Annotated in this window: 16 protein-coding genes; 1 reads left to right on the top strand and 15 read right to left on the bottom strand. The window is 37.9% G+C overall.

What is annotated here, in order from left to right:
- Window positions 1–165: 165 nt before the first annotated feature.
- The 14 genes from ligA to miaB all read right to left on the bottom strand — a co-directional run bounded on the left by ligA (window position 166) and on the right by miaB (window position 16015).
- Window positions 166–2379, bottom strand: a complete 2214-nt coding sequence (gene ligA, locus Epro_RS02515; protein ID WP_052570281.1) for an NAD-dependent DNA ligase LigA — start codon at window positions 2377–2379, stop codon at window positions 166–168.
- Between the two features lie 40 nt (window positions 2380–2419).
- Entirely contained in the window at window positions 2420–2827 is a 408-nt protein-coding gene (nusB, locus tag Epro_RS02510; RefSeq protein WP_052570279.1) for a transcription antitermination factor NusB, read from the bottom strand.
- A gap of 76 nt (window positions 2828–2903) precedes the next feature.
- Window positions 2904–3935 carry a dual-specificity RNA methyltransferase RlmN gene (gene rlmN / locus Epro_RS02505; protein ID WP_082121472.1) on the bottom strand — a complete coding sequence of 344 codons (1032 nt, stop codon included), beginning with the start codon at window positions 3933–3935 and terminating at the stop codon, window positions 2904–2906.
- A gap of 11 nt (window positions 3936–3946) precedes the next feature.
- Complete coding sequence (locus tag Epro_RS02500; RefSeq protein WP_052570277.1) at window positions 3947–4591, bottom strand: lipoate--protein ligase family protein; 645 nt, start codon at window positions 4589–4591, stop codon at window positions 3947–3949.
- Window positions 4591–5634 (bottom strand): SEL1-like repeat protein, encoded by a 1044-nt coding sequence (locus Epro_RS02495; protein WP_158408988.1) that lies wholly within the window; start codon window positions 5632–5634, stop codon window positions 4591–4593. The genes Epro_RS02500 and Epro_RS02495 overlap by 1 nt, the downstream gene beginning before the upstream one ends.
- The gene (locus tag Epro_RS02490; protein ID WP_202812882.1) at window positions 5618–5941 is read right to left on the bottom strand and encodes a methylated-DNA--[protein]-cysteine S-methyltransferase; all 324 of its coding nucleotides are present in this window, start codon (window positions 5939–5941) and stop codon (window positions 5618–5620) included. The genes Epro_RS02495 and Epro_RS02490 overlap by 17 nt, the downstream gene beginning before the upstream one ends.
- On the bottom strand, window positions 5938–6396 hold the full coding sequence (gene mscL / locus Epro_RS02485; protein WP_052570274.1) for a large-conductance mechanosensitive channel protein MscL: 459 nt from the start codon (window positions 6394–6396) through the stop codon (window positions 5938–5940). Before mscL ends, Epro_RS02490 begins: the two co-directional genes overlap by 4 nt.
- A gap of 11 nt (window positions 6397–6407) precedes the next feature.
- Window positions 6408–7700, bottom strand: a complete 1293-nt coding sequence (locus Epro_RS02480; RefSeq protein ID WP_052570272.1) for an excinuclease ABC subunit UvrC — start codon at window positions 7698–7700, stop codon at window positions 6408–6410.
- Window positions 7684–9237 carry a murein biosynthesis integral membrane protein MurJ gene (gene murJ / locus Epro_RS02475; protein ID WP_052570270.1) on the bottom strand — a complete coding sequence of 518 codons (1554 nt, stop codon included), beginning with the start codon at window positions 9235–9237 and terminating at the stop codon, window positions 7684–7686. Before murJ ends, Epro_RS02480 begins: the two co-directional genes overlap by 17 nt.
- A gap of 2 nt (window positions 9238–9239) precedes the next feature.
- Window positions 9240–10118 carry a tRNA (adenosine(37)-N6)-dimethylallyltransferase MiaA gene (miaA, locus tag Epro_RS02470; protein ID WP_052570269.1) on the bottom strand — a complete coding sequence of 293 codons (879 nt, stop codon included), beginning with the start codon at window positions 10116–10118 and terminating at the stop codon, window positions 9240–9242.
- Entirely contained in the window at window positions 10119–11906 is a 1788-nt protein-coding gene (gene mutL / locus Epro_RS02465) for a DNA mismatch repair endonuclease MutL (protein WP_052570267.1), read from the bottom strand.
- 10 nt (window positions 11907–11916) lie between these two features.
- Complete coding sequence (locus Epro_RS02460; RefSeq protein ID WP_052570265.1) at window positions 11917–12330, bottom strand: PilZ domain-containing protein; 414 nt, start codon at window positions 12328–12330, stop codon at window positions 11917–11919.
- A gap of 21 nt (window positions 12331–12351) precedes the next feature.
- Window positions 12352–14919, bottom strand: coding sequence for a DNA mismatch repair protein MutS (gene mutS, locus Epro_RS02455; RefSeq protein WP_052570264.1), 2568 nt, complete (start codon window positions 14917–14919; stop codon window positions 12352–12354).
- A 7-nt stretch (window positions 14920–14926) separates the two neighbouring features.
- Entirely contained in the window at window positions 14927–16015 is a 1089-nt protein-coding gene (gene miaB, locus Epro_RS02450; protein WP_082121470.1) for a tRNA (N6-isopentenyl adenosine(37)-C2)-methylthiotransferase MiaB, read from the bottom strand.
- 162 nt (window positions 16016–16177) lie between these two features.
- Here miaB and Epro_RS02445 point away from each other — a divergent pair, with 162 nt between their 5' ends.
- Window positions 16178–17038, top strand: coding sequence for an EamA family transporter (locus Epro_RS02445; protein ID WP_052570259.1), 861 nt, complete (start codon window positions 16178–16180; stop codon window positions 17036–17038).
- Window positions 17039–17043: 5 nt separating this feature from the next.
- On the opposite strand, the gene Epro_RS02440 is transcribed toward Epro_RS02445, so the two are convergent.
- Entirely contained in the window at window positions 17044–18033 is a 990-nt protein-coding gene (locus Epro_RS02440) for an alpha/beta hydrolase (RefSeq protein WP_052570258.1), read from the bottom strand.
- Between the last annotated feature and the right edge of the window lies 1 nt (window position 18034).

Here is an 18034-nt window from a genome sequence, read left to right as displayed (position 1 = left end):
CAACTGCGAGGATGAATATTTTCTGCCGTTTGCCACGTCCCGGGAACACTCTTTTTCTTCACCTGCTATTTTTCAAACTGCATATTGAAATTTCTATGCGCCTGTTTGTTTATAACAATTTTATTATATATTAATGTCCCCTGTAACTGTGACAAAATATGGAGATTACAACTTCAACAGCTCCTCAAATTTTTTACTGTCAATAACCCTCACACCCAGCTCTTTTGCCTTATCCAGCTTGCTTCCTGCATTTTCTCCGGTTACCACGTAATCCGTTTTTTTGCTTACAGAGTTTGTTACTTTTCCGCCTAAAGATTTTATTATTGCGCCTGCTTCTTCTCTTGTATAGTTTATTAGTTCGCCGGTCAGGACGAAGGTTTTGCCTTCAAATTTTGTGCCGGCAGACGTTGTTTCGGGTTCGGTTGTGTTTACGCCGGCGGCAATTAATGTATCAATTACGTGTTTTACTTCCGGCTCTTCAAAAAACTCTTTCAAGGATATGGCTAAAACGTCGCCTATTTCGTTTATTCTTGTGAAGTCATCAACGGTGGCGGCATATATGGCTTCAATTGTTTTAAAGCGTTTGACGATTATTTCTGAGGCTTTCTCGCCTATGTGGCGTATGCCAAGTGCAAATAACAATCTGCTTAACGGACGGGTTTTGCTGTCGTTGATTGCTTTTATTAAATTGTTGGCTTTCTTTTCTTTGAAAAGTTCAAGTTCTAAAAAATCTTCAAAGGTTAAGCGGTAAATGTCTGCCAAAATTTTAAGTTTTTTCTTTTCTAAAAGCTGGTCTATTATTGCTTCGCCGAAACCGTCTATGTCCATAGCGTTTCTGCTTACAAAATGCATTAAATGGCGTCTAAACTGCGCGGGACATTCCGGATTTATACATCTGTAGCCAACTTCTTGCTCGTCCTCTTTAACAATTTTGCTGTTGCACGACGGACAATTTTTTGGCGGCTGAAAATAGTTTTCGCTGTTTTTTATAACAACCTTTATTATTTTAGGGATTACGTCGCCGGCGCGCTCTATTAAAATTGTGTCGCCTTCATTTACATTTAAGCGTTCTATCTCTTCAAAATTATGAAGCGTTGCATGCGATATTGTTACGCCGCCCAAAGCTACCGGCTCTAAAATTGCGCGAGGCGTTATTATTCCTGTTCGTCCTACGTGAACTTCTATTTTATTTAATTTTGTAGTAGCCTGTTTTGCCGGAAACTTATACGCTATAGCCCAGCGCGGGCTTTTATTTGTGTAGCCAAGTTCTTTTTGCTGCGCTTGCGAGTTTACTTTTATTACAAGCCCGTCTATTTCGTAGGGAAGTTCTTCCCTTTTTTGCATCATTTTATTTATAAAAGTAAGAATTTCTTTTAACGTTTTGCAGGTTATAATGTCTGCTTGAAGCTTGAAGCCGCATTTTTGACAGTAATTTAAAAAGTCAGAATGAGTTTGGAATAACGCGGTGTCACTACCACCGTCCCCTTGACTCTTCGCTTGATCGGAAAATACCCCGTCCGCATTCGCGTCCACCCCTTTTGTAAAAGGGGAATTTACGGCTGCCGGATTGTTATTATTTGTCGTTTTGTGTAAAGGCGTAGGGTCTATGTAATTGTTTTTCTCCGCATTTTCACTTTTCACTTTCAACTTTGCACTTTGTTGTTCTATTTTACCGTATGAGTGGACGAAAAATTTTAGTTTGCGTTGAGCTGTAATTTGCGGATTTTTTTGACGCAGCGAACCGGCCGCGGCGTTGCGTGGGTTGGCAAATTTTTGTCCGTCTGCTGCTAAAATTTCTTCGTTTATTTTTTCAAAATCAGCTTTGTTTATATAAACTTCGCCGCGAAGTTCAAAAAATAGCGGCGGGTTTGTAACATTAAGTTTTTGCGGAATTTCGCTAATTGTTTTTATGTTTTCCGTAATGTCTTCGCCTGTTTCCCCGTCGCCGCGCGTAGCGCCGATTGTTAAATTTCCGTTGATATAGGTAAGGCTTGCGCTTACGCCGTCTATTTTGGGTTCTATTGTGAATTCAAGATTGTTGTTGGTAGTTGGCAACCGGTAATTCGCAATTAAATTCTTGCAAACTCTATCGTACCATGCGGCGATTTCCGCTTCGTTGTAAGTGTTATCAAGCGATAACATCGGCACTGCGTGTTTTACTTTCTCAAAAGACGAAGAAGCAAAGCCGGACACTTTTTGCGTTGGAGAATTTTTTAATGCAAATTCCGGATTTTCTCTTTCAAGCTTTTCAAGTTCTTTAACCAGAATGTCGTATTCGGCGTCTGATATTTCAGGATTATCTGCGCCGTAATAAAGTTTATTATGGCGTTCAATTTCATCTCTTAAATAATGTATGCGGTTTTTTATGTCTTTATTCATAAAATAAAAAAAACCTCTTTTAAGGTTTTAGGGTAATTTATTATTTATTTCGGACGGCTTTTAGTTTATCTAAAATACCGTTGACAAACTTGCTTGAATCTTTTGTGGAATATTTCTTTGAAATTTCTACGGCTTCGTCTATGATAACATTGATGGGTGTTTGCGGCATATCTATAACTTCGTAGGCGGCAAGTCTTATAATATTGCGATCTACCGCCGCCATTCGTTTAAGATCCCAATTTTTTGCGTAGCTGTTTATGAGAGCGTCTATTTCTTCGCGTTTATCGCAGACGCCTTTAAAAAGTTTAAGAGCAAATTCTTTGTAAGGCTCGCCTTTGGGGTAATATTCGTCAAAACACGAATACACTGCATTGCAATCCATTGCGCAGTTGTCGGTAGCGTATAGCATCTGCAAAGAACATTCTCTTGCTTCTCTTCTGCTGCTCATAATTTCACAGACCCCGTAAATATATATTTGAGATGTGTAATTTTACCAAAAAAAGACGTTAACGGCAAATTTTATTTTAGTACCCAAGCTGACCGCAGGCGGCGCTTATATCGGCGCCTTTTGCTTGCCGGACATTCGTTGTAATCCCGTTAACTTTTAAAATATTTTTAAACTTTTGAATAGATTCCTGCGCCGGAGTTTTAAAGTTTACGTCTGCAACCGGATTAAAAGGTATTAAGTTTACCTGAACGTCCGGATTTATAAGATCGTTTTTACGCATTAGCCTTGTAAGTTTGTGCGCGTCGGCAACGTTGTCATTGATGTCTTTTACAAGAATGTATTCAATTGTAAGCCGCGAATTTGTTTTTTTAAGATAGTATTTTCCGGCGCTTAAAATTTCTTCTATTTTAAAACCTAAATTATTTGGAATAAGTTTTTTTCTCTGTTTTTCGTCAACGGCATGAAGCGAAATTGCAAGACGTACGCCGAAATTTTCGTCGGCAAGTTTTTCTATAGCTGGAACAATACCGACGGTTGAAACTGTTATGTGTCTTTTGCCGATACCGAATTCTTTATTTGAGAGAAGCGATTTTAAAACCAAATCAAGATTGTTAAAGTTTAACATCGGCTCGCCCATGCCCATAAATAAGACGCCGGAAACTTTTTCTTTTGCGTCGTTTTCAATTTGCAAAATTTGCTCAATAATTTCCCCGCGCGATAAATTTCTTGCAAGTTTAACTTTACCCGAAGAGCAAAAAGCGCACGCAACAGGACAGCCTATTTGAGATGAAATACACACTGAGTTTTTACCTTTTGCCGGCAAAAATACGGCAAAAAAATATTTTTTGTCTAATGTTTGAAACGTATATCGCACGGTGCCGTCTATTATGGATTTTTCTTTTTTTACTATTTTTAAAGAGCGCAGAAAAAAAGTTTCGTTTAATTTTTCGCGCAGATCTTTCGGAAGGTTTGTAAACTCTTCAAAAGACGCGGCTTTTTTTACGTAAACCCACTCAATAATTTGTTTTAATCTGTAGTCTTGCTTTATTATTGAATTTGCCGCAGCTCTAAACTGCGCGCCGGTGAAATCAAGAAGATACTTTTTCATTTTATTCCTTGTTAAAACTTTTTATTCCAACTATCGTTTAAATATTTTTCTTCGGCAATCGCTTTTGCTTTTTGCAAATGCGCATCTGTTAATTTTATTTCTTTAAAATTTGTATCAAGTATTTCTGCAAGATTTTTTGCAAATTCCGCTGCAAATTTTTCTATTGCAGCGTCTTCCAGCTGCAAGTGAACGGAACCTTGAACTAAAATCTTTTTGCCTCTCCTGCGCATGCAAGAGCCGAGAATCTTTTTTCCGTTATACATTAAATCGTCCGTGTAAAGCGTTTGAACGCACAGCGTTTGTTTTTGCGAAGTTACCTGTGCAAAATTTGAATTGTATCCTAAGGCTTTAAGAGCTTTTTTTATTGCCGTGTGAATATATTTATAAGTATCTTCCTGATTGTAAATGTGCTGCCAGCTTTGAGCGTTTGCGCAGAAACCGTAAGAGACGTCATTTTTGTGATTAACCAAAAGTCCGCCGGTAAGCCTTCTTGTGGCTTCAGCCTCATTTTTTTGAAAGTAGCCGATTGTTGTGTAAGCTTTATCCCAAAGATAAATTCTTAAGACTGCATCGTCTTGCAGATTGTCAAAAATAACCTCGTCTATTGCCATATTCATTGCCGCATTGCGCGGCTTGTCTTTAATAAATAAAAGCATTATCTGGTTATGTCTTTTGAACTTTCTTTTACAATATTTGCATTAACGCGCGACGGTTTATTGAGCTCTTCTAAATTTTTTGCAGCCGTCCGGTTTCCGTTTTTTGCCGCAAGAGTAAAATATGCGGCTGCTTTGCTGTAATCTTTTTCAACCCCGTCGGCGCCGTGAAAGCTTAAAACGCCCAAATTGTTTTGCGCTGCAGAATCGTTGCTTTGCGCGGCTTTAGCATAAAGCTCTATGGCTTTTTTGTAATTTTTTTCTACCCCTTTCCCGTCTTCATACAAAATTGCAAGATTATATTGCGCGGCTGTATTATTTTTTTCTGCCGCTAAAGAATAATATTCAAAAGCTTTTTTATAATCTTGCAGCTGGTCGTAAATTACTCCAAGATTATATTGCGCGCTAACTACTCCCGCGTTTGCGGCTTTTATATACCACTCTATGGCTTTTTGCGGTTCTTTAAGTTTTATTGCGTAAAGACCCGCTAAATTATTTTGTGCCGCTACATTCCCGCTTGCCGCAGATTTTAAATATAAATTTTCAGCTTTACCAAAATCTTGGGCAGTTCCTCTTGCTTGCTCATACATTAAAGCTAAATTATTTTGAGCCTGCGCATCGCCGGCGTTTGAGGCAAGCGTGTAATATTTAAAAGCTTGATTATAATTTTTGTCTTGTTCATATATAACTGCCAGATTATATTGTGCCGACGTAATTCCATGAGAAGAAGCTTTGGCGTAGAATTCAACGGCTTTATGTATGTCTTGCTGTGTCCCTAAACCGTTTTTATACATAACGGCAACTTGAAGCTGGGCTTCTGCGTCATCCTGAGAAGCTGCAAGCAAAAAATATTCAAAAGCTTTTTTGTAATCTTGGGGCAATCCGTATTCTCCTTTATAATAATAGTATCCAAGATTATATTGCGAAACTATATCGCCCATGGCGGAGAGTTCTTCAAGTTCTTTAACTGTTTTTTCCGCGTTTGCAGCGCTTAAAAGTGAAAATGTAATAAACAACGCTAAAAAGACTTTAAGAAAGTTTTGCATTTTTACCCGTCCTTTTTTCATAATCCAACATTTTAAGTTTAAGTTTTATTCCGCCTTTTGCGGAAAACCCGCCCATTTTTCCGTCGGTTCTTATAACTCTGTGGCACGGAACAACAGGCGCAAACGGATTTTTGCTTAAAGCTGTGCCTACGGCTCTTGCGGCTTTCGGGGCGCCTATCTTTTTTGCAAGCTGCAAATAGGTTAATGTTTTTCCCGCCGGAATATTGAAACATTCTTTCCAAACTTTTACATAAAAAGGCGGGTAGTTTTTCATTTTTTCTAAAATTTCTTTTGAAAGTTTTTTCATTTTAAATTCTCCGTGCAGTTTGGACATTTTATTGCTTTTAGCGGAATTGTAGTTGCGCAATACGGGCATTCTTTTGTATTTATAGGAGCAGGCGCAGGTTTTTCTTTAAATTTGTTTAACGCTTTAATCATTAGAAAAACTGCAAAGGCAACTATTATAAACGAAATAGTGTAGTTGATAAACGAGCCGATGTTTAATGTTACCGCTCCGGCGGATTGCGCTGACGCAAGAGTATTGTATGGCGGTAAAATTTTCCCGTCTTTTAGAACTACAAATAAGTTTGTAAAATCTATATTGCCTAAAAGAATTCCTATCGGCGGCATTATAATATCTTTAACAAGAGAGTTTACTATATTATTGAACGCGGCGCCGATAATTATGCCGACTGCCATGTCAATAACATTGCCTTTTACGGCAAAATCTTTGAATTCTTTAAAAAACGATTTAAGAAACATTGTTTATCCTCCTACTTGTCGTTTAAAAACTCTTTTTCTCTTAGCTTTCTGTGATAACTTACCGCAAATCTGTGAGATTCGTCCCGCACGGATTGCAAAAGTTTTAGCGCTGCGGAATGTTTGCTTAATACAAGCGGTTTATCTTTTTGCGGAAAAAATATTTCTTCGTTTTTTTTAGCAAGCGAAATTACCGGCGTTAGCACCTGCAATTCTTCCAAGGCGCCTGCAGCTGCGCTTAATTGTCCCTTGCCGCCGTCAATTAAAATTAAGTCGGGCAGTTTTTCATTCTTTCTTATTATGCCGGAATATCTGCGAAAAACAACTTCATGCATGCTTGCAAAATCATCGGCGCCTGTGACTGTTTTTATTTTAAATCTGCGGTAATTTTTTTTGTCCGCAATACCGTTTGTAAAGCGAACCATAGAAGCCACGGCGTTAGTTCCCTGAATGTTTGAATTATCAAAGCCTTCTATAACGGCGGGCATATGTTTTAAATGTAAAACCTGTTTAAGCTCGTTGATGCTGTCTGCGCGCTCTACGGATTTATTTATATCATTCTGCGTTATTTCGCTAATCATTACTCTTTCAGACATGTTTTGCAGCGCGTAAAGCCTGTCGCGTATTTCCTGCGCCTGCTCGTATTTCAGTTGAGAACTTAACTCGCTCATTTGAGTTTCCCATTCGTCGGCAAGTTTTTTAAATTTTCCATTTAGAAAAAGTTCTATGTCTTTAATTTTATTTTTATAATCCGCCGAGCTTATTTTGCCAAGACACGGACCGTAACACATATCCGTGTGAACATATATGCACGACTTAACTTTTTTTTCTTCAGGAAGCTTGTCTTCGGAAAAATCAAGTTTGCACGGACGTATTTTAAAAAGTTTTACAAGCCAGCGCACAAGTTTTTTGATATAAAAAATCTGCGGATAAGGACCAAAATACTCTGCGCCGTCTTTAAGTTTTTTTCTTGTTAAAGTAAGTCTTGGAAAATCTTCCTGAAGCGAAAATTTTATGTAAGGATAAGACTTATCGTCTTTCCACATAGCGTTAAAATACGGCTGAACTTTATTTATAAGCTGTCTTTCAATGATCAGAGCTTCTCTTTCCGACGCGCACAAAATATAATCTATTTTGCGCATAGAAGTAATTATTGCGGTTGATTTAGACTCGCTGTCGGCGTTAAAATACGAAGATATTCTGTCTTTAAGGCTTTTTGCCTTGCCGATATAAATAATATTACCGATTCCGTCGCGCATAATATATACGCCCGGAAGTTTAGGTATGTTTTCAAGATGTTTGTTCATTTTTATTAAATAAGCGCGTAAACACGCTTAACTCTTCGGATTTTAAAAGTTTTGCTATTATAAAAAACGCAACCGCTCCCGCGGCTATTGCCGCAGGAACCGAAATAAATAAGCTGCCTGAAACTTTACATGCAAAAAATGCCGCAACGCCCGTTGCTGCAGAAGCCAATAAAGATTTTAGTCCGGACAATAGAATTTTTTTAATGCCGAGCCTGCCGATTTTTCTTCTTAAATAAATTATCAATAAAATCATATTGAAATAAGAAGCCGCCGCAGTTGCAAGCGCAAGCCCGCCAACCCCCATAGGGTACATTAAGATGTAACACAATCCAGCATGTAAAACCATAGCTATCGCCGCAGTTATTACAGGGGTTTTTGTGTCTTGAAAAGCGTAAAAAGCGTTAGCAAATATTTTTGCCATTGCGTAAGCCGGCAGTCCTAAAGAATAAAAAAATAAAGCGTTATTTGTTACTATTGACGCAATGTCGTCAAACTTTCCGTGTTCAAAAAGAAGTTTTGTTATTGGCAACCCTATAACAGTTAACCCCACCGCAGCGGGAAGCAGCGTGAAAACGCTAAAACGTATGGAATAGTTTAAAGAACTTTTAAGCGTTGTCATATCTTTTTGCGCGTAAGCTTTTGACATTGCCGGCAGCGAAACGCTTGCAAACGCAAGCCCGAAAATTGCCAGCGGCAGCTGCATTAATCTGTTAGAATAATAAAGCGCCGTAATTGAACCGCTTGCCAAGAAAGACGCGCAGATGTTATCTACAAAAGCGTTTATTTGATCTACGGAAAGCCCTATCATTGACGGAATCATTAAAAACGCAATTTGTTTTATTGCGGGATGCTTTAAATTTAGTTGAAACTTTAAATGCCAGCCAAGATTTTTTAGTTTTGGATATTGCGTTCCAAAATGAAGCGCGCCGCCTATTATAACGCTTACCGCAAGACCCTTAATTTGATTTTGCGGATACAGCGCCGGCGCTATTGCAAGCATGTAAAATATTTCAGAAAAACTAAGCATTGAAGGCGTAAACGCCGGAATAAAAAATGAGTGGAGCGTGTTTAGTATTGCAAGCAAAAATGCGGCTAAACATATAAACAGAATGAAAGGAAACATCATTCTTGTCAGTTCTATTGTAAGCTGCATTTTCTCGGGGTCGTTGGTAAACCCCCATGCGATAATTTTCACAAGAATCGGCGAGAAAAACACTCCCAAAACAGTTATTGCAGCCAACACTAATACCAAAGCCGTAAAGACGGCATTTAACATTTTTTGCGTTTCGCTTTTATCTTTTGCGTGCAGATATTGGCTAAACACCGGAATAAACGCCGCCGAGAATGAACCTTCCCCAAATAAACGTCTGAAAAGATTAGGTATTCTAAACGCCGCGTAAAAGGCGTCGGCAAACATGCCCGCGCCAAATACGTTGGCTACAAGCATATCTCTTGCATATCCTAAAATACGCGACAGCGTTGTGCCGAATGCTGTTTTGCCGGCGTTTTTTGTTAATGTTTTATGTTCTTGTTCCATAGTTATTTTGGTAATTCTAAAATTTCAGTGTCAGGCTGCGCTTTAAACCATGTGTTTTGACGTTTGGCGTAATGTCTGGTATCTTTTGAAAACTCTTCCAATAATTCTGTTTTTGAAAATTCTTTATTTAGATATTTGATTACATTTCTGTAACCTATGCCGCTTAAAGCCGGAGCATTTGCGGCAAAACCCATGTCTAAAACTTTTTGCGTCTCTTCAATCATTCCGTTTTTAAGCATTTGCGCGCACCTTGAGTTTATGCGTTCATATAAAGTTTTATTCGGAATTAAAATTGTATAATGCTTGAAATTGTAGCGCGCGCTTTTCGGCTTAATATGCTCTTCGACTTTTTTTCCGGATAAAATATTTATTTCCAACGCTCTTAAAAGCCTTTGCGGGTTTTTTTTGTTTTTTTCGGCAGCCGCAGGGTCTAATTTTAATAATTCCCTGTAAAGTTCGTCGGCAGAATAATTTTTTAATTTTTCACGAAGCTTTTCGTCCGCTTTTGGCATGTTGTCAAGCCCGTAAAGCAAAGCTTTTATGTAAAGCCCTGTCCCCCCAACGATTACGGGAAGTTTTCCGCTGTCTGAAATTTGTTTTATTTTTAAATCTGCGTCTTTTGCAAAATCTGCGGCGCTGTAAGTTTTGTCGGGGTTTATAATATCTGTTAGGTACTGAGCAATATTATTGATATTTCTGCTTACTCCTTGCTGCTTACCGCTTCCTGCTTGCCCTTCTTTATTTGTGCCGACGTCTAAATATTTGTAAATTTGCCGCGAGTCCGCGGAAATAATTTCACCGTTATTTTTTTTACAAAACTCAACGGCATACTTTGTTTTTCCCGAAGCGGTTGGTCCGGATATTACAATTATTTTTTTCATTTATTTTCGCTTAAAAAACTTCTCTAAATCGTTTTGAGATAGTTTGTATGCCGTTGGTCTTCCGTGCGGGCAGGTAAACGGATGGCTGCATTTAAATAAATCGTTTATTAGTTTCTTTGCTTCAAGAGGCGCTACGTTATCTCCGGCTTTTATGCTGACGCGGCAGGCGCTGCGAATTATTTTATCTCTCTTTTTTTCTATTTCTATATTTTTTTCAAACTCTAAATCTTCAATTATTTTTTTTATTATATGTTCTATTGAAATGTTGCCAAGAAGAGCCGGATATGCCGTAACTCTGAAAGAATTATCGCCGAACTCTTCAACGCTTATGCCAAGCTCGTTAAACAATTTTAAATTTGCTTTTAGAAGTTCCGCAATGCTTACCGCAAGCTCAAAATTTTCCGGTAAAAGCATTTGCTGTAGTTTTAAGGTTTTATTATCCATTTGGGCAAGATAGGCTTCGTAACGAACGCGTTCTGCGGCTGCGTGTTGGTCAAAAATGTAAAGCTCGCCGGCGTTTTCCGCTATTATATAGGTGTCAAAAACCTGACCTAATACTTTTATGTTGCTGTCAAAATTATCGCTGAAATTTTCCTGCTTTGCAAAAATTGTGGCGTATTTATCAATGCCGTAATGTTTTTGGGGTTCGTTTAGAGATTGGAAAGTTTGCCGCGCTGCAGGGGCAAAGCTATGAAGACGGGTGGAATTAACGGCATACCCCTCACCGTTTTGCTTTGCAATTTCCTCTCCCTCAATGGGCGAGGAAACGGCTTGATTTGAAATGACATTTATATTTGGGTGAGAGTGTGTTGTTAGAGCGCTTTTTAATGTTTTATATATTAAATCGTAAATGCCGCTTTCATCGGCAAATTTTATTTCTCTTTTTGTAGGATGAATGTTTACATCTATATCAGACGGGTCAATTACGGCGTAAATTAAAAATCCGGGATATTTATCGTGCGGAATTGATTCTTTATACGCGTTAAATACGCAGTGGCTTAACCATTTTGGAATATTCACAGGTCTTGAATTTACAAAAAAATATTGATACTTACGGTTTGAAAGAGAGTTGTCCCTGCCCGTAAAGTAAATGTCTAAAAATATTTTAGGGTGTTCCGCTTTTACATTTTTTAAAGTTTGAGCAAAATCTTTTCCTAAAATATCTGAAATTCTTTCTGTTTTTTTATTTGTCTGCTGCGTTGAAAAAACAGTTTTATTTTCCGATAAAAGCTTAAAAGATATTTCATAGTTTGCAAGCGCGGTTTCTTCGAGAGAGTTAATTATTCTTGAACGTTCCGTAGCGTCGCTTTTTAAAAATTTTTGTCTTGCGGGAGTGTTGAAAAATAAATCTTTTACTTCGGTAATTGTCCCTTGCGCGCCTGCCCACGGAGAAACTTTTATTTTTTTTCCGCCCGCTGCGGAAAGTTTCCAGCCGGAACTTTCGCCTTTTTTTCTTGTCATCGCTTCAAAATTTGACACTGCCGCTATTGATGATAACGCCTCGCCTCTGAAACCTAAAGACTGTATGTGCGACAGGTCGTTAAAATCTTCAATTTTGCTTGTAGCGTGTCTTAAAATTGAAAGTTCCAAATCTTTTTTGTTCATGCCGAAACCATTGTCGGAAACTCGTATAAGTTTTTTACCGGCTTGAGAAATTTCAACCGTAATTGAAGAAGCGCAGGCGTCTAAAGAGTTTTCTACAAGCTCTTTAACGGCGTTAAGCGGGCGCTCAACAACTTCGCCGGCGGCTATTTTATTAATGGTTTCCTGAGACAATACGTTTATCATATAAATAACTTTAAATTTTTTGCGTCTTTGCGCACAGATTGCAATACGAACATTTTTTACTGCACACATCGGGCGCGCCAAGGGCAATTTTCTTTTCACAGTCGTTATAGTCGGTGGCTATTCTGTTTAAAAGTTTTGCGTCTAATGTGTCTATGTAAGTTATATTAATGCCGGTGCGATACATGTCGCCTTTTAAGTGCGACCAAACAACTTTTCCCGAAAGCTGTTTAAGTTTAAGAAATTTTGTGTCTAACTCTAAAAATATTTCCGAACCTACCGGAATATTGGCGTATGTCATAAGCTGTATTCCGTCTGCGGAAATATCAAGAATAACTCCGGGAACTTTTTTCCCGCCGATGTTTAAATTTACAGGTTCTTCAAATTTTATTACGGGCATTCTGCGGCTTTTTCTTTTTTCAATCATTTTTTTTGAGCCTCTTAAAAATTATTTGTATTTTTCTTTCCATTGCCTGAGAATATTAAAAGCTTCAATTGGGCTTAAGTTGTCGGGTTCTAATTTTTCTAATTCTACTAAAATTTGAGGTTTGACAGAAGAGAAAAGGTCAATTTGCCCGTCTTTGCCGGAGTGCTTTCCGGGTTCAACCGGATTTGCTTCAAGCTTTGTAAGAATTTTATAGGCTTTTTGTATTACTTCATGAGGAAGTCCGGCTATTTTTGCGACGTGGATACCGTAAGATTTGTCCGCGCTGCCTTCTTTTATTTTGTGCAGAAATACTACGTCGTCATTCCATTCTTTAACATCTACGCTGAAATTTTTAATGCCTTCAAGTTTGTCCGCAAGTTCGGTAAGTTCAAAATAATGCGTGGCAAATAAAATTTTAGAGCCTTTGTTTGCGTTTTTACTTGCATCGGCAATGTATTCTATTATTGCCCACGCTATAGACATTCCGTCGTAAGTGGACGTTCCCCTTCCGACTTCGTCAAGAATTATTAAACTTCTGTCGGTGTATTGATTTAAAATATTTGCGGTTTCGGTCATTTCAACCATAAAAGTAGATTCGCCGCCGGCGAGATTATCCCCCGCGCCGATTCTTGTAAAAATTCTGTCTATTAAACCTATTTTTGCGCTTTTTGCCGGCACAAAAGAACCTGTTTGAGCCATTACGGCTATAAGCGCGGTTTGTCTTAAATATGTTGATTTACCGGACATGTTTGGCCCTGTAAGTATTAAAACTCTTGACGTTTGGTTAAATGAAATGTCGTTTGCGACAAACTCGCCTTGCTTTAAAATTCGCTCAACAACAGGGTGTCTGCCTTCTTCTATGGCAAGATCTTTATCGTCTGTAATTTCCGGTTTGCAGTAGTTATATTCCAAAGCGTTTGAGGCAAAGCCGCAGAAAATATCAAGCTCGGCAATTATTTGCGATGTTTTTAATATGTCCGGCGTAAATAAAGAAAGATCTTGTCTTAAAGTGTTGAAAATATCGCTTTCAAGACGAAGAGTTTTTTCTTGCGCAGACAAGATTTTTTCTTCAAGCGTTTTTAATTCTTCGGTTATGTATCTTTCGCAGTTTGTTAAAGTTTGTTTTCTTATGTAATGCTTCGGCGCAAGCGAAATATTTGCTTTTGTTATTTCTATGTAGTAGCCGAATACCGACGTGTATCCTATTTTTAAATTGTTTATGCCGGAAGATTCTCTTTCTTTGGCTTCTAAATCGGATATATAAGTTTTTGTGTCGGTAGAAAGTTTTCTTAATTCGTCAAGTTCTGCGTGAACGCCGTTTTTAATAACGTTGCCGTCTTTAAGCGCAGCAGGCGGTTCGTTAACTATAAAATCGGAAATCTTTTTTATAATATTCGCGTTTTCAGGTATATCAATATTTAGCGCGTTTGCAGATTTTATAATAGCGGCTATTTCGTTGGCGACAATTAAAGAATCTTTCAACGCCGTTATGTCTCTTGGGCTTGCGGAGCCTGATGATATTCTTGCCGTTATTCTTTCTATGTCGGAAATACTTTTAAATTTTTCAATTAAATCTTTTCTTACCTGCGCGTTGTCTATAAAAAAGCTGACTATTGTTTGTCTGTTTTTAATTTTTGTTATATCTAAAAGAGGCTTTATAAGCCATTGCCTTATGGTTCTTGCGCCCATTGGGGTTTTTGTGGAATCTAAAACGTCAAGCAGCGAGTTTTCCGATTTTCCGGTGGACATTGAATCCAACAACTCAAGATTTTTTATTGCAACGCCGTCTAAATACATAAAATCTGAATTTCTTAAAACTTTTATTTGAGAGAAAATTGAAAGGCTTTGAGGCTGCGTTTCTTTGATGTATTCCAGCACTGCCCCGCAAGCTGCTATTGTTTCTTTTTGGTTAAGTCCAAAACTTTTTAACGCTTGCGTTTTAAAAACTTCTTCAATAATACTTTTTGAGTTGTCCAAATTAAAATAATTGTCGTTTACTTCGGATATAGGTTTTTTTAGTTTTGAGATAAATGCGGATATTTTTTTATTTTGAATATTTGCCAACGAGAAAATAATTTCTCCCGGGTTGTATTTTGCAATTTCAGCTTCAATTTGACCGATGTTTGTTTGAGCTGTAAAAAAATCGCCCGTAGAAATATCTGCCGCCGCAAAAGCCGCCGTAAGATTTGTTTCGTCAAATATAACGGACATTAAAAAATTATTTTCTTTTGATTCAAGAAGAGTGTCTTCCAAAACGGTTCCCGGAGTGATAACTCTTGTAACGCCGCGTTTTACTATGCCTTTTGACGCGCCGGCTTCTTCAAGCTGTTCGCAGATTGCCGCTTTAAAACCTTTGTTTATGAGTTTTCTTATGTAAGAGTTTACGGCGTGGTACGGCACGCCGCACATGGGAGTTCCGGCTCTTTGGGTGAGAACCACTTCTAAAGCAGCCGATGCTTTAATTGCGTCGTCGCCGAACATTTCATAGAAATCTCCCAGACGGAAAAAAAGTATCATTCCGGGGTATTTAGCTTTAATATCCCAGAATTGCTGCATTAACGGCGTAAGAGCGTCGGAAGTTTTTTTCATGTTTTTGTTATGCGTTATTATTTTGCCGCTTTGCCAGTTCTAATATTACATTATGTCGTCTTTTTTTCTCCTGCAGCGAAACATCGTCTTTCATTTGAGCGGCTTTTGTGTTTGGTCTTGGAGAATATTTAAAAATATACAGAGCGTTGAATTTTATATCTTCCACGGCTTGTAAAGTTTCCAAAAAATCTTCTTCTGTTTCGCCCGGAAAGCCGACTATAATGTCTGATGTAATGTTTATATTCGCAACTTTATCCCTTAATTTTTTTATAAGATTTTTATAATGCGCGTAAGAATATTTTCTGTTCATTAAGTTTAGAATTTTGTCGGAACCCGACTGCATAGGCAAGTGAATGTATTTTCTTATTTTAGGCTCGTTTGCCATTGCGTCTATTAATTCATCGCTTAAATCTTTAGGGTGGCTTGTCATAAACGTGAGCCGTTTTAGCTCTTTAATTTTTACTATTTCGCGCAAAAGTTTTGCGAACGTAACATCGTTATATTTATATGAATTTACGTTTTGCCCTAAAAGCATTATTTCTTGAGCGCCGTTTGCAGCTAACTTTTTGCAATCGTTTATAATTTTTTCGCTGTCAAAACTTACTTCGCGTCCGCGCACAAAAGGGACTACGCAATAAGAGCAATAATTATCGCAGCCGCGCATAATTGTCAAATAGCTTACGGTATCTGGCGTCGTAAAATTAACAGCTTCTATACCGGGGTTAACCGGCAATTGGCTTTTAGCAGTTTCTAATTGTAATATTTTCGCGGCGGCATTATCTATTTTTTTTGAGCCTATTATTAAATTTACGCTCTTGAAACGTCTTTTTATTTTCGGCGCTATGCGTTCTGCCATGCAACCGATAACGGCTATTTTTACATGAGGATTTTCTTTTTTGAATTCTTCGGCGCGCCCAAGCCACGAATACGCTTTCTGTTCTGCCTGCGCGCGAACGGAACACGTATTTATTATAGCTATGTCGGCGTCTGTTAAAGCGGAAACTTTGATAGCGCCGGCAGATTTAAGAGTTTCCGAAAGAGCATCCGAATCGCAAATATTCATCTGACAGCCTATGGTTTCTATAAAAAATTTCATATATGGAAAATTATATCAATTTTGAATGATTTTTTGAAGCAATAAACTCGCATTGTAATAAAAATTGCATATAAAGACTTTAGTCAACCATATGTAAAATATATAAGGTTGACCAATTTTTCTATATATTATAAAATACAATAAAAAACATTTGGAGGTTTTGTGGGATATCTTATAGGCGTTACATTGCTTTGGGCGTTTTCTTTTAGTCTTATCGGCGAGTATTTGGGCGGGTTGGACAGTTATTTTGCTGTGTTTATCCGCATACTTTTTGCGGCTGCCGTGTTTGCGCCTTTTACTAAATTTTTAGGCGTCCCTTCAAAATTAAAGCTTGCTTTGCTTGCAATAGGCGCAATACAAATAGGCATAATGTATTTATTTTTATATCATGCCTATCATTTTTTGAGCGTGCCGGAAATTTTGCTTTTTACAATATTTACTCCGTTGTATGTAACTCTTATTTATGATATTTTACGCAAGCGCTTTAACCCCCTCTATCTTATCAGCGCGGCTGTCGCCGTGTTGGGCGCATATATTATCCGTTATGAAAATGTAAGCGGCGGATTTTTATTCGGGTTTTTATTGATACAGATTGCAAATATTTTATTTGCGCTTGGGCAGAGCGGATATAAGTATATTATTGAAAAATATCCGGACTTTAAGAAAAATCAAATGGATATTTTCGGTTATTTTCATTTTGGCGCTTTAATAGCAACCATAGCGGCATTTTTGCTTTTCGGAGATTTTTCAAAGATATCGGCAACGCCGGTTCAGTGGGGCGTTTTAATATGGCTTGGCGTTGCGGCGTCGGGAGTTGGTTATTTTTTGTGGAACAAAGGCGCAACGCTTGTTGACGCCGGAGTTTTGGGAATTATGAATAACGCTTTGATTCCCGCAGGGCTTTTGGTAAATATTTTATTTTGGAATAAAATTGAAAATTACTACACGCTTACAATAGGCTGCGCGGTTCTTCTGTTTTCAATTTGGCTGCATTATAAAATTATGAAAAAAACGCAAAGGTAAAAGAATTATTTTTTACGATTTAAAAACTGCAGTAATTGTTTATATGTGTTTTTAGCGTATTCGGTGTTCATATAAAACTGATATTCGTGCTCTAATATTGCGTCGCTTTTGGGATAATATATGCCTCTTACATAGATTCCGTTTTCTTTTAACGCCGCTTCAAGTTTTTTTGCCTGCGCTTCAAAAGAATTTGTGTTTCCGTCGGTAATAAATACCGGCGGATAATTTGAAGAAAGCTTATTTGTAATGTTGCTGAGCTTTACGTTTATATCGTTAACATTTTTTGTGCCGAAATACGCCCAGCCGATTTGTTTGTATGGAAGCTTCATGGCGTCAGGCGGCGGGTTTAAAAATTCTCTTAAATTGTAAGGACCGCAAAAAAGTATTACGCCCATAATAGTTTTTCTATTTACTACGGCGTTGATTTGCATATTTTTTATATTACTGTTTATTTTTGCGCCGTAATCCGGATTTGTTTCTATATTAATAAACTGCGCCACAAGCTGCGCGCCGGCGGAATCTCCGCCGAAGTATATTTTATTTACGTTAAAATCGTATGTTGCGGCGTTTTCTTTTATAAAATTATAAGCTTCTTCAATTTGTTTGAGCTGAACAGGGTAGTGATCTTTCGGAGCAAGCGCGTAATTTATGCTTACGACGGTAAAACCGCTGTTTGCAAGCATTGCCATATAATGTTCTATTTTCTTTTTATCATCGCCTACGTATCCCCCGCCGTGCACCCACAAGATAACTTTATCATTCTTGCCGTTTTTAGGCTGTATAATATCAAGCTTTCCGTTAGGATACGCCGAGTTGTAATTTATATTTCTGTGGAATATAACGTTGCTTTTAATTTCTGAATAATTTTCGGGCGGAGTGTATTTTGTTAAACTGAAAGCATGCTTAACAAGCCATACCGCTGGATACGGCGTGAAAAAATAAAATCCGGCGGCAAAAACTATAAGGGCTGAGATAATTACAAGTATTTTTTTCATA

The organism is Endomicrobium proavitum, from assembly GCF_001027545.1.
GTDB lineage: Bacteria > Elusimicrobiota > Endomicrobiia > Endomicrobiales > Endomicrobiaceae > Endomicrobium > Endomicrobium proavitum.
The sequence above is the reverse complement of the archived record's forward strand: the minus strand, read 5'-3'. Positions and strand labels throughout refer to the sequence as shown.

What these genes read in the sequence shown, in the direction of transcription:
- Epro_RS02440 (WP_052570258.1), bottom strand. Translation starts at nt 18,033, where the DNA reads ATGAAAAAAATACTTGTAATTATCTCAGCCCTTATAGTTTTTGCCGCC.
- Epro_RS02480 (WP_052570272.1), bottom strand. Translation starts at nt 7,700, where the DNA reads ATGAACAAACATCTTGAAAACATACCTAAACTTCCGGGCGTATATATT.
- ligA (WP_052570281.1), bottom strand. Translation starts at nt 2,379, where the DNA reads ATGAATAAAGACATAAAAAACCGCATACATTATTTAAGAGATGAAATT.
- Epro_RS02495 (WP_158408988.1), bottom strand. Translation starts at nt 5,634, where the DNA reads ATGCAAAACTTTCTTAAAGTCTTTTTAGCGTTGTTTATTACATTTTCA.
- Epro_RS02490 (WP_202812882.1), bottom strand. Translation starts at nt 5,941, where the DNA reads ATGAAAAAACTTTCAAAAGAAATTTTAGAAAAAATGAAAAACTACCCG.
- Epro_RS02500 (WP_052570277.1), bottom strand. Translation starts at nt 4,591, where the DNA reads ATGCTTTTATTTATTAAAGACAAGCCGCGCAATGCGGCAATGAATATG.
- miaB (WP_082121470.1), bottom strand. Translation starts at nt 16,015, where the DNA reads ATGAAATTTTTTATAGAAACCATAGGCTGTCAGATGAATATTTGCGAT.
- miaA (WP_052570269.1), bottom strand. Translation starts at nt 10,118, where the DNA reads ATGAAAAAAATAATTGTAATATCCGGACCAACCGCTTCGGGAAAAACA.
- rlmN (WP_082121472.1), bottom strand. Translation starts at nt 3,935, where the DNA reads ATGAAAAAGTATCTTCTTGATTTCACCGGCGCGCAGTTTAGAGCTGCG.
- mscL (WP_052570274.1), bottom strand. Translation starts at nt 6,396, where the DNA reads ATGTTTCTTAAATCGTTTTTTAAAGAATTCAAAGATTTTGCCGTAAAA.
- mutL (WP_052570267.1), bottom strand. Translation starts at nt 11,906, where the DNA reads ATGATAAACGTATTGTCTCAGGAAACCATTAATAAAATAGCCGCCGGC.
- Epro_RS02460 (WP_052570265.1), bottom strand. Translation starts at nt 12,330, where the DNA reads ATGATTGAAAAAAGAAAAAGCCGCAGAATGCCCGTAATAAAATTTGAA.
- mutS (WP_052570264.1), bottom strand. Translation starts at nt 14,919, where the DNA reads ATGAAAAAAACTTCCGACGCTCTTACGCCGTTAATGCAGCAATTCTGG.
- nusB (WP_052570279.1), bottom strand. Translation starts at nt 2,827, where the DNA reads ATGAGCAGCAGAAGAGAAGCAAGAGAATGTTCTTTGCAGATGCTATAC.
- murJ (WP_052570270.1), bottom strand. Translation starts at nt 9,237, where the DNA reads ATGGAACAAGAACATAAAACATTAACAAAAAACGCCGGCAAAACAGCA.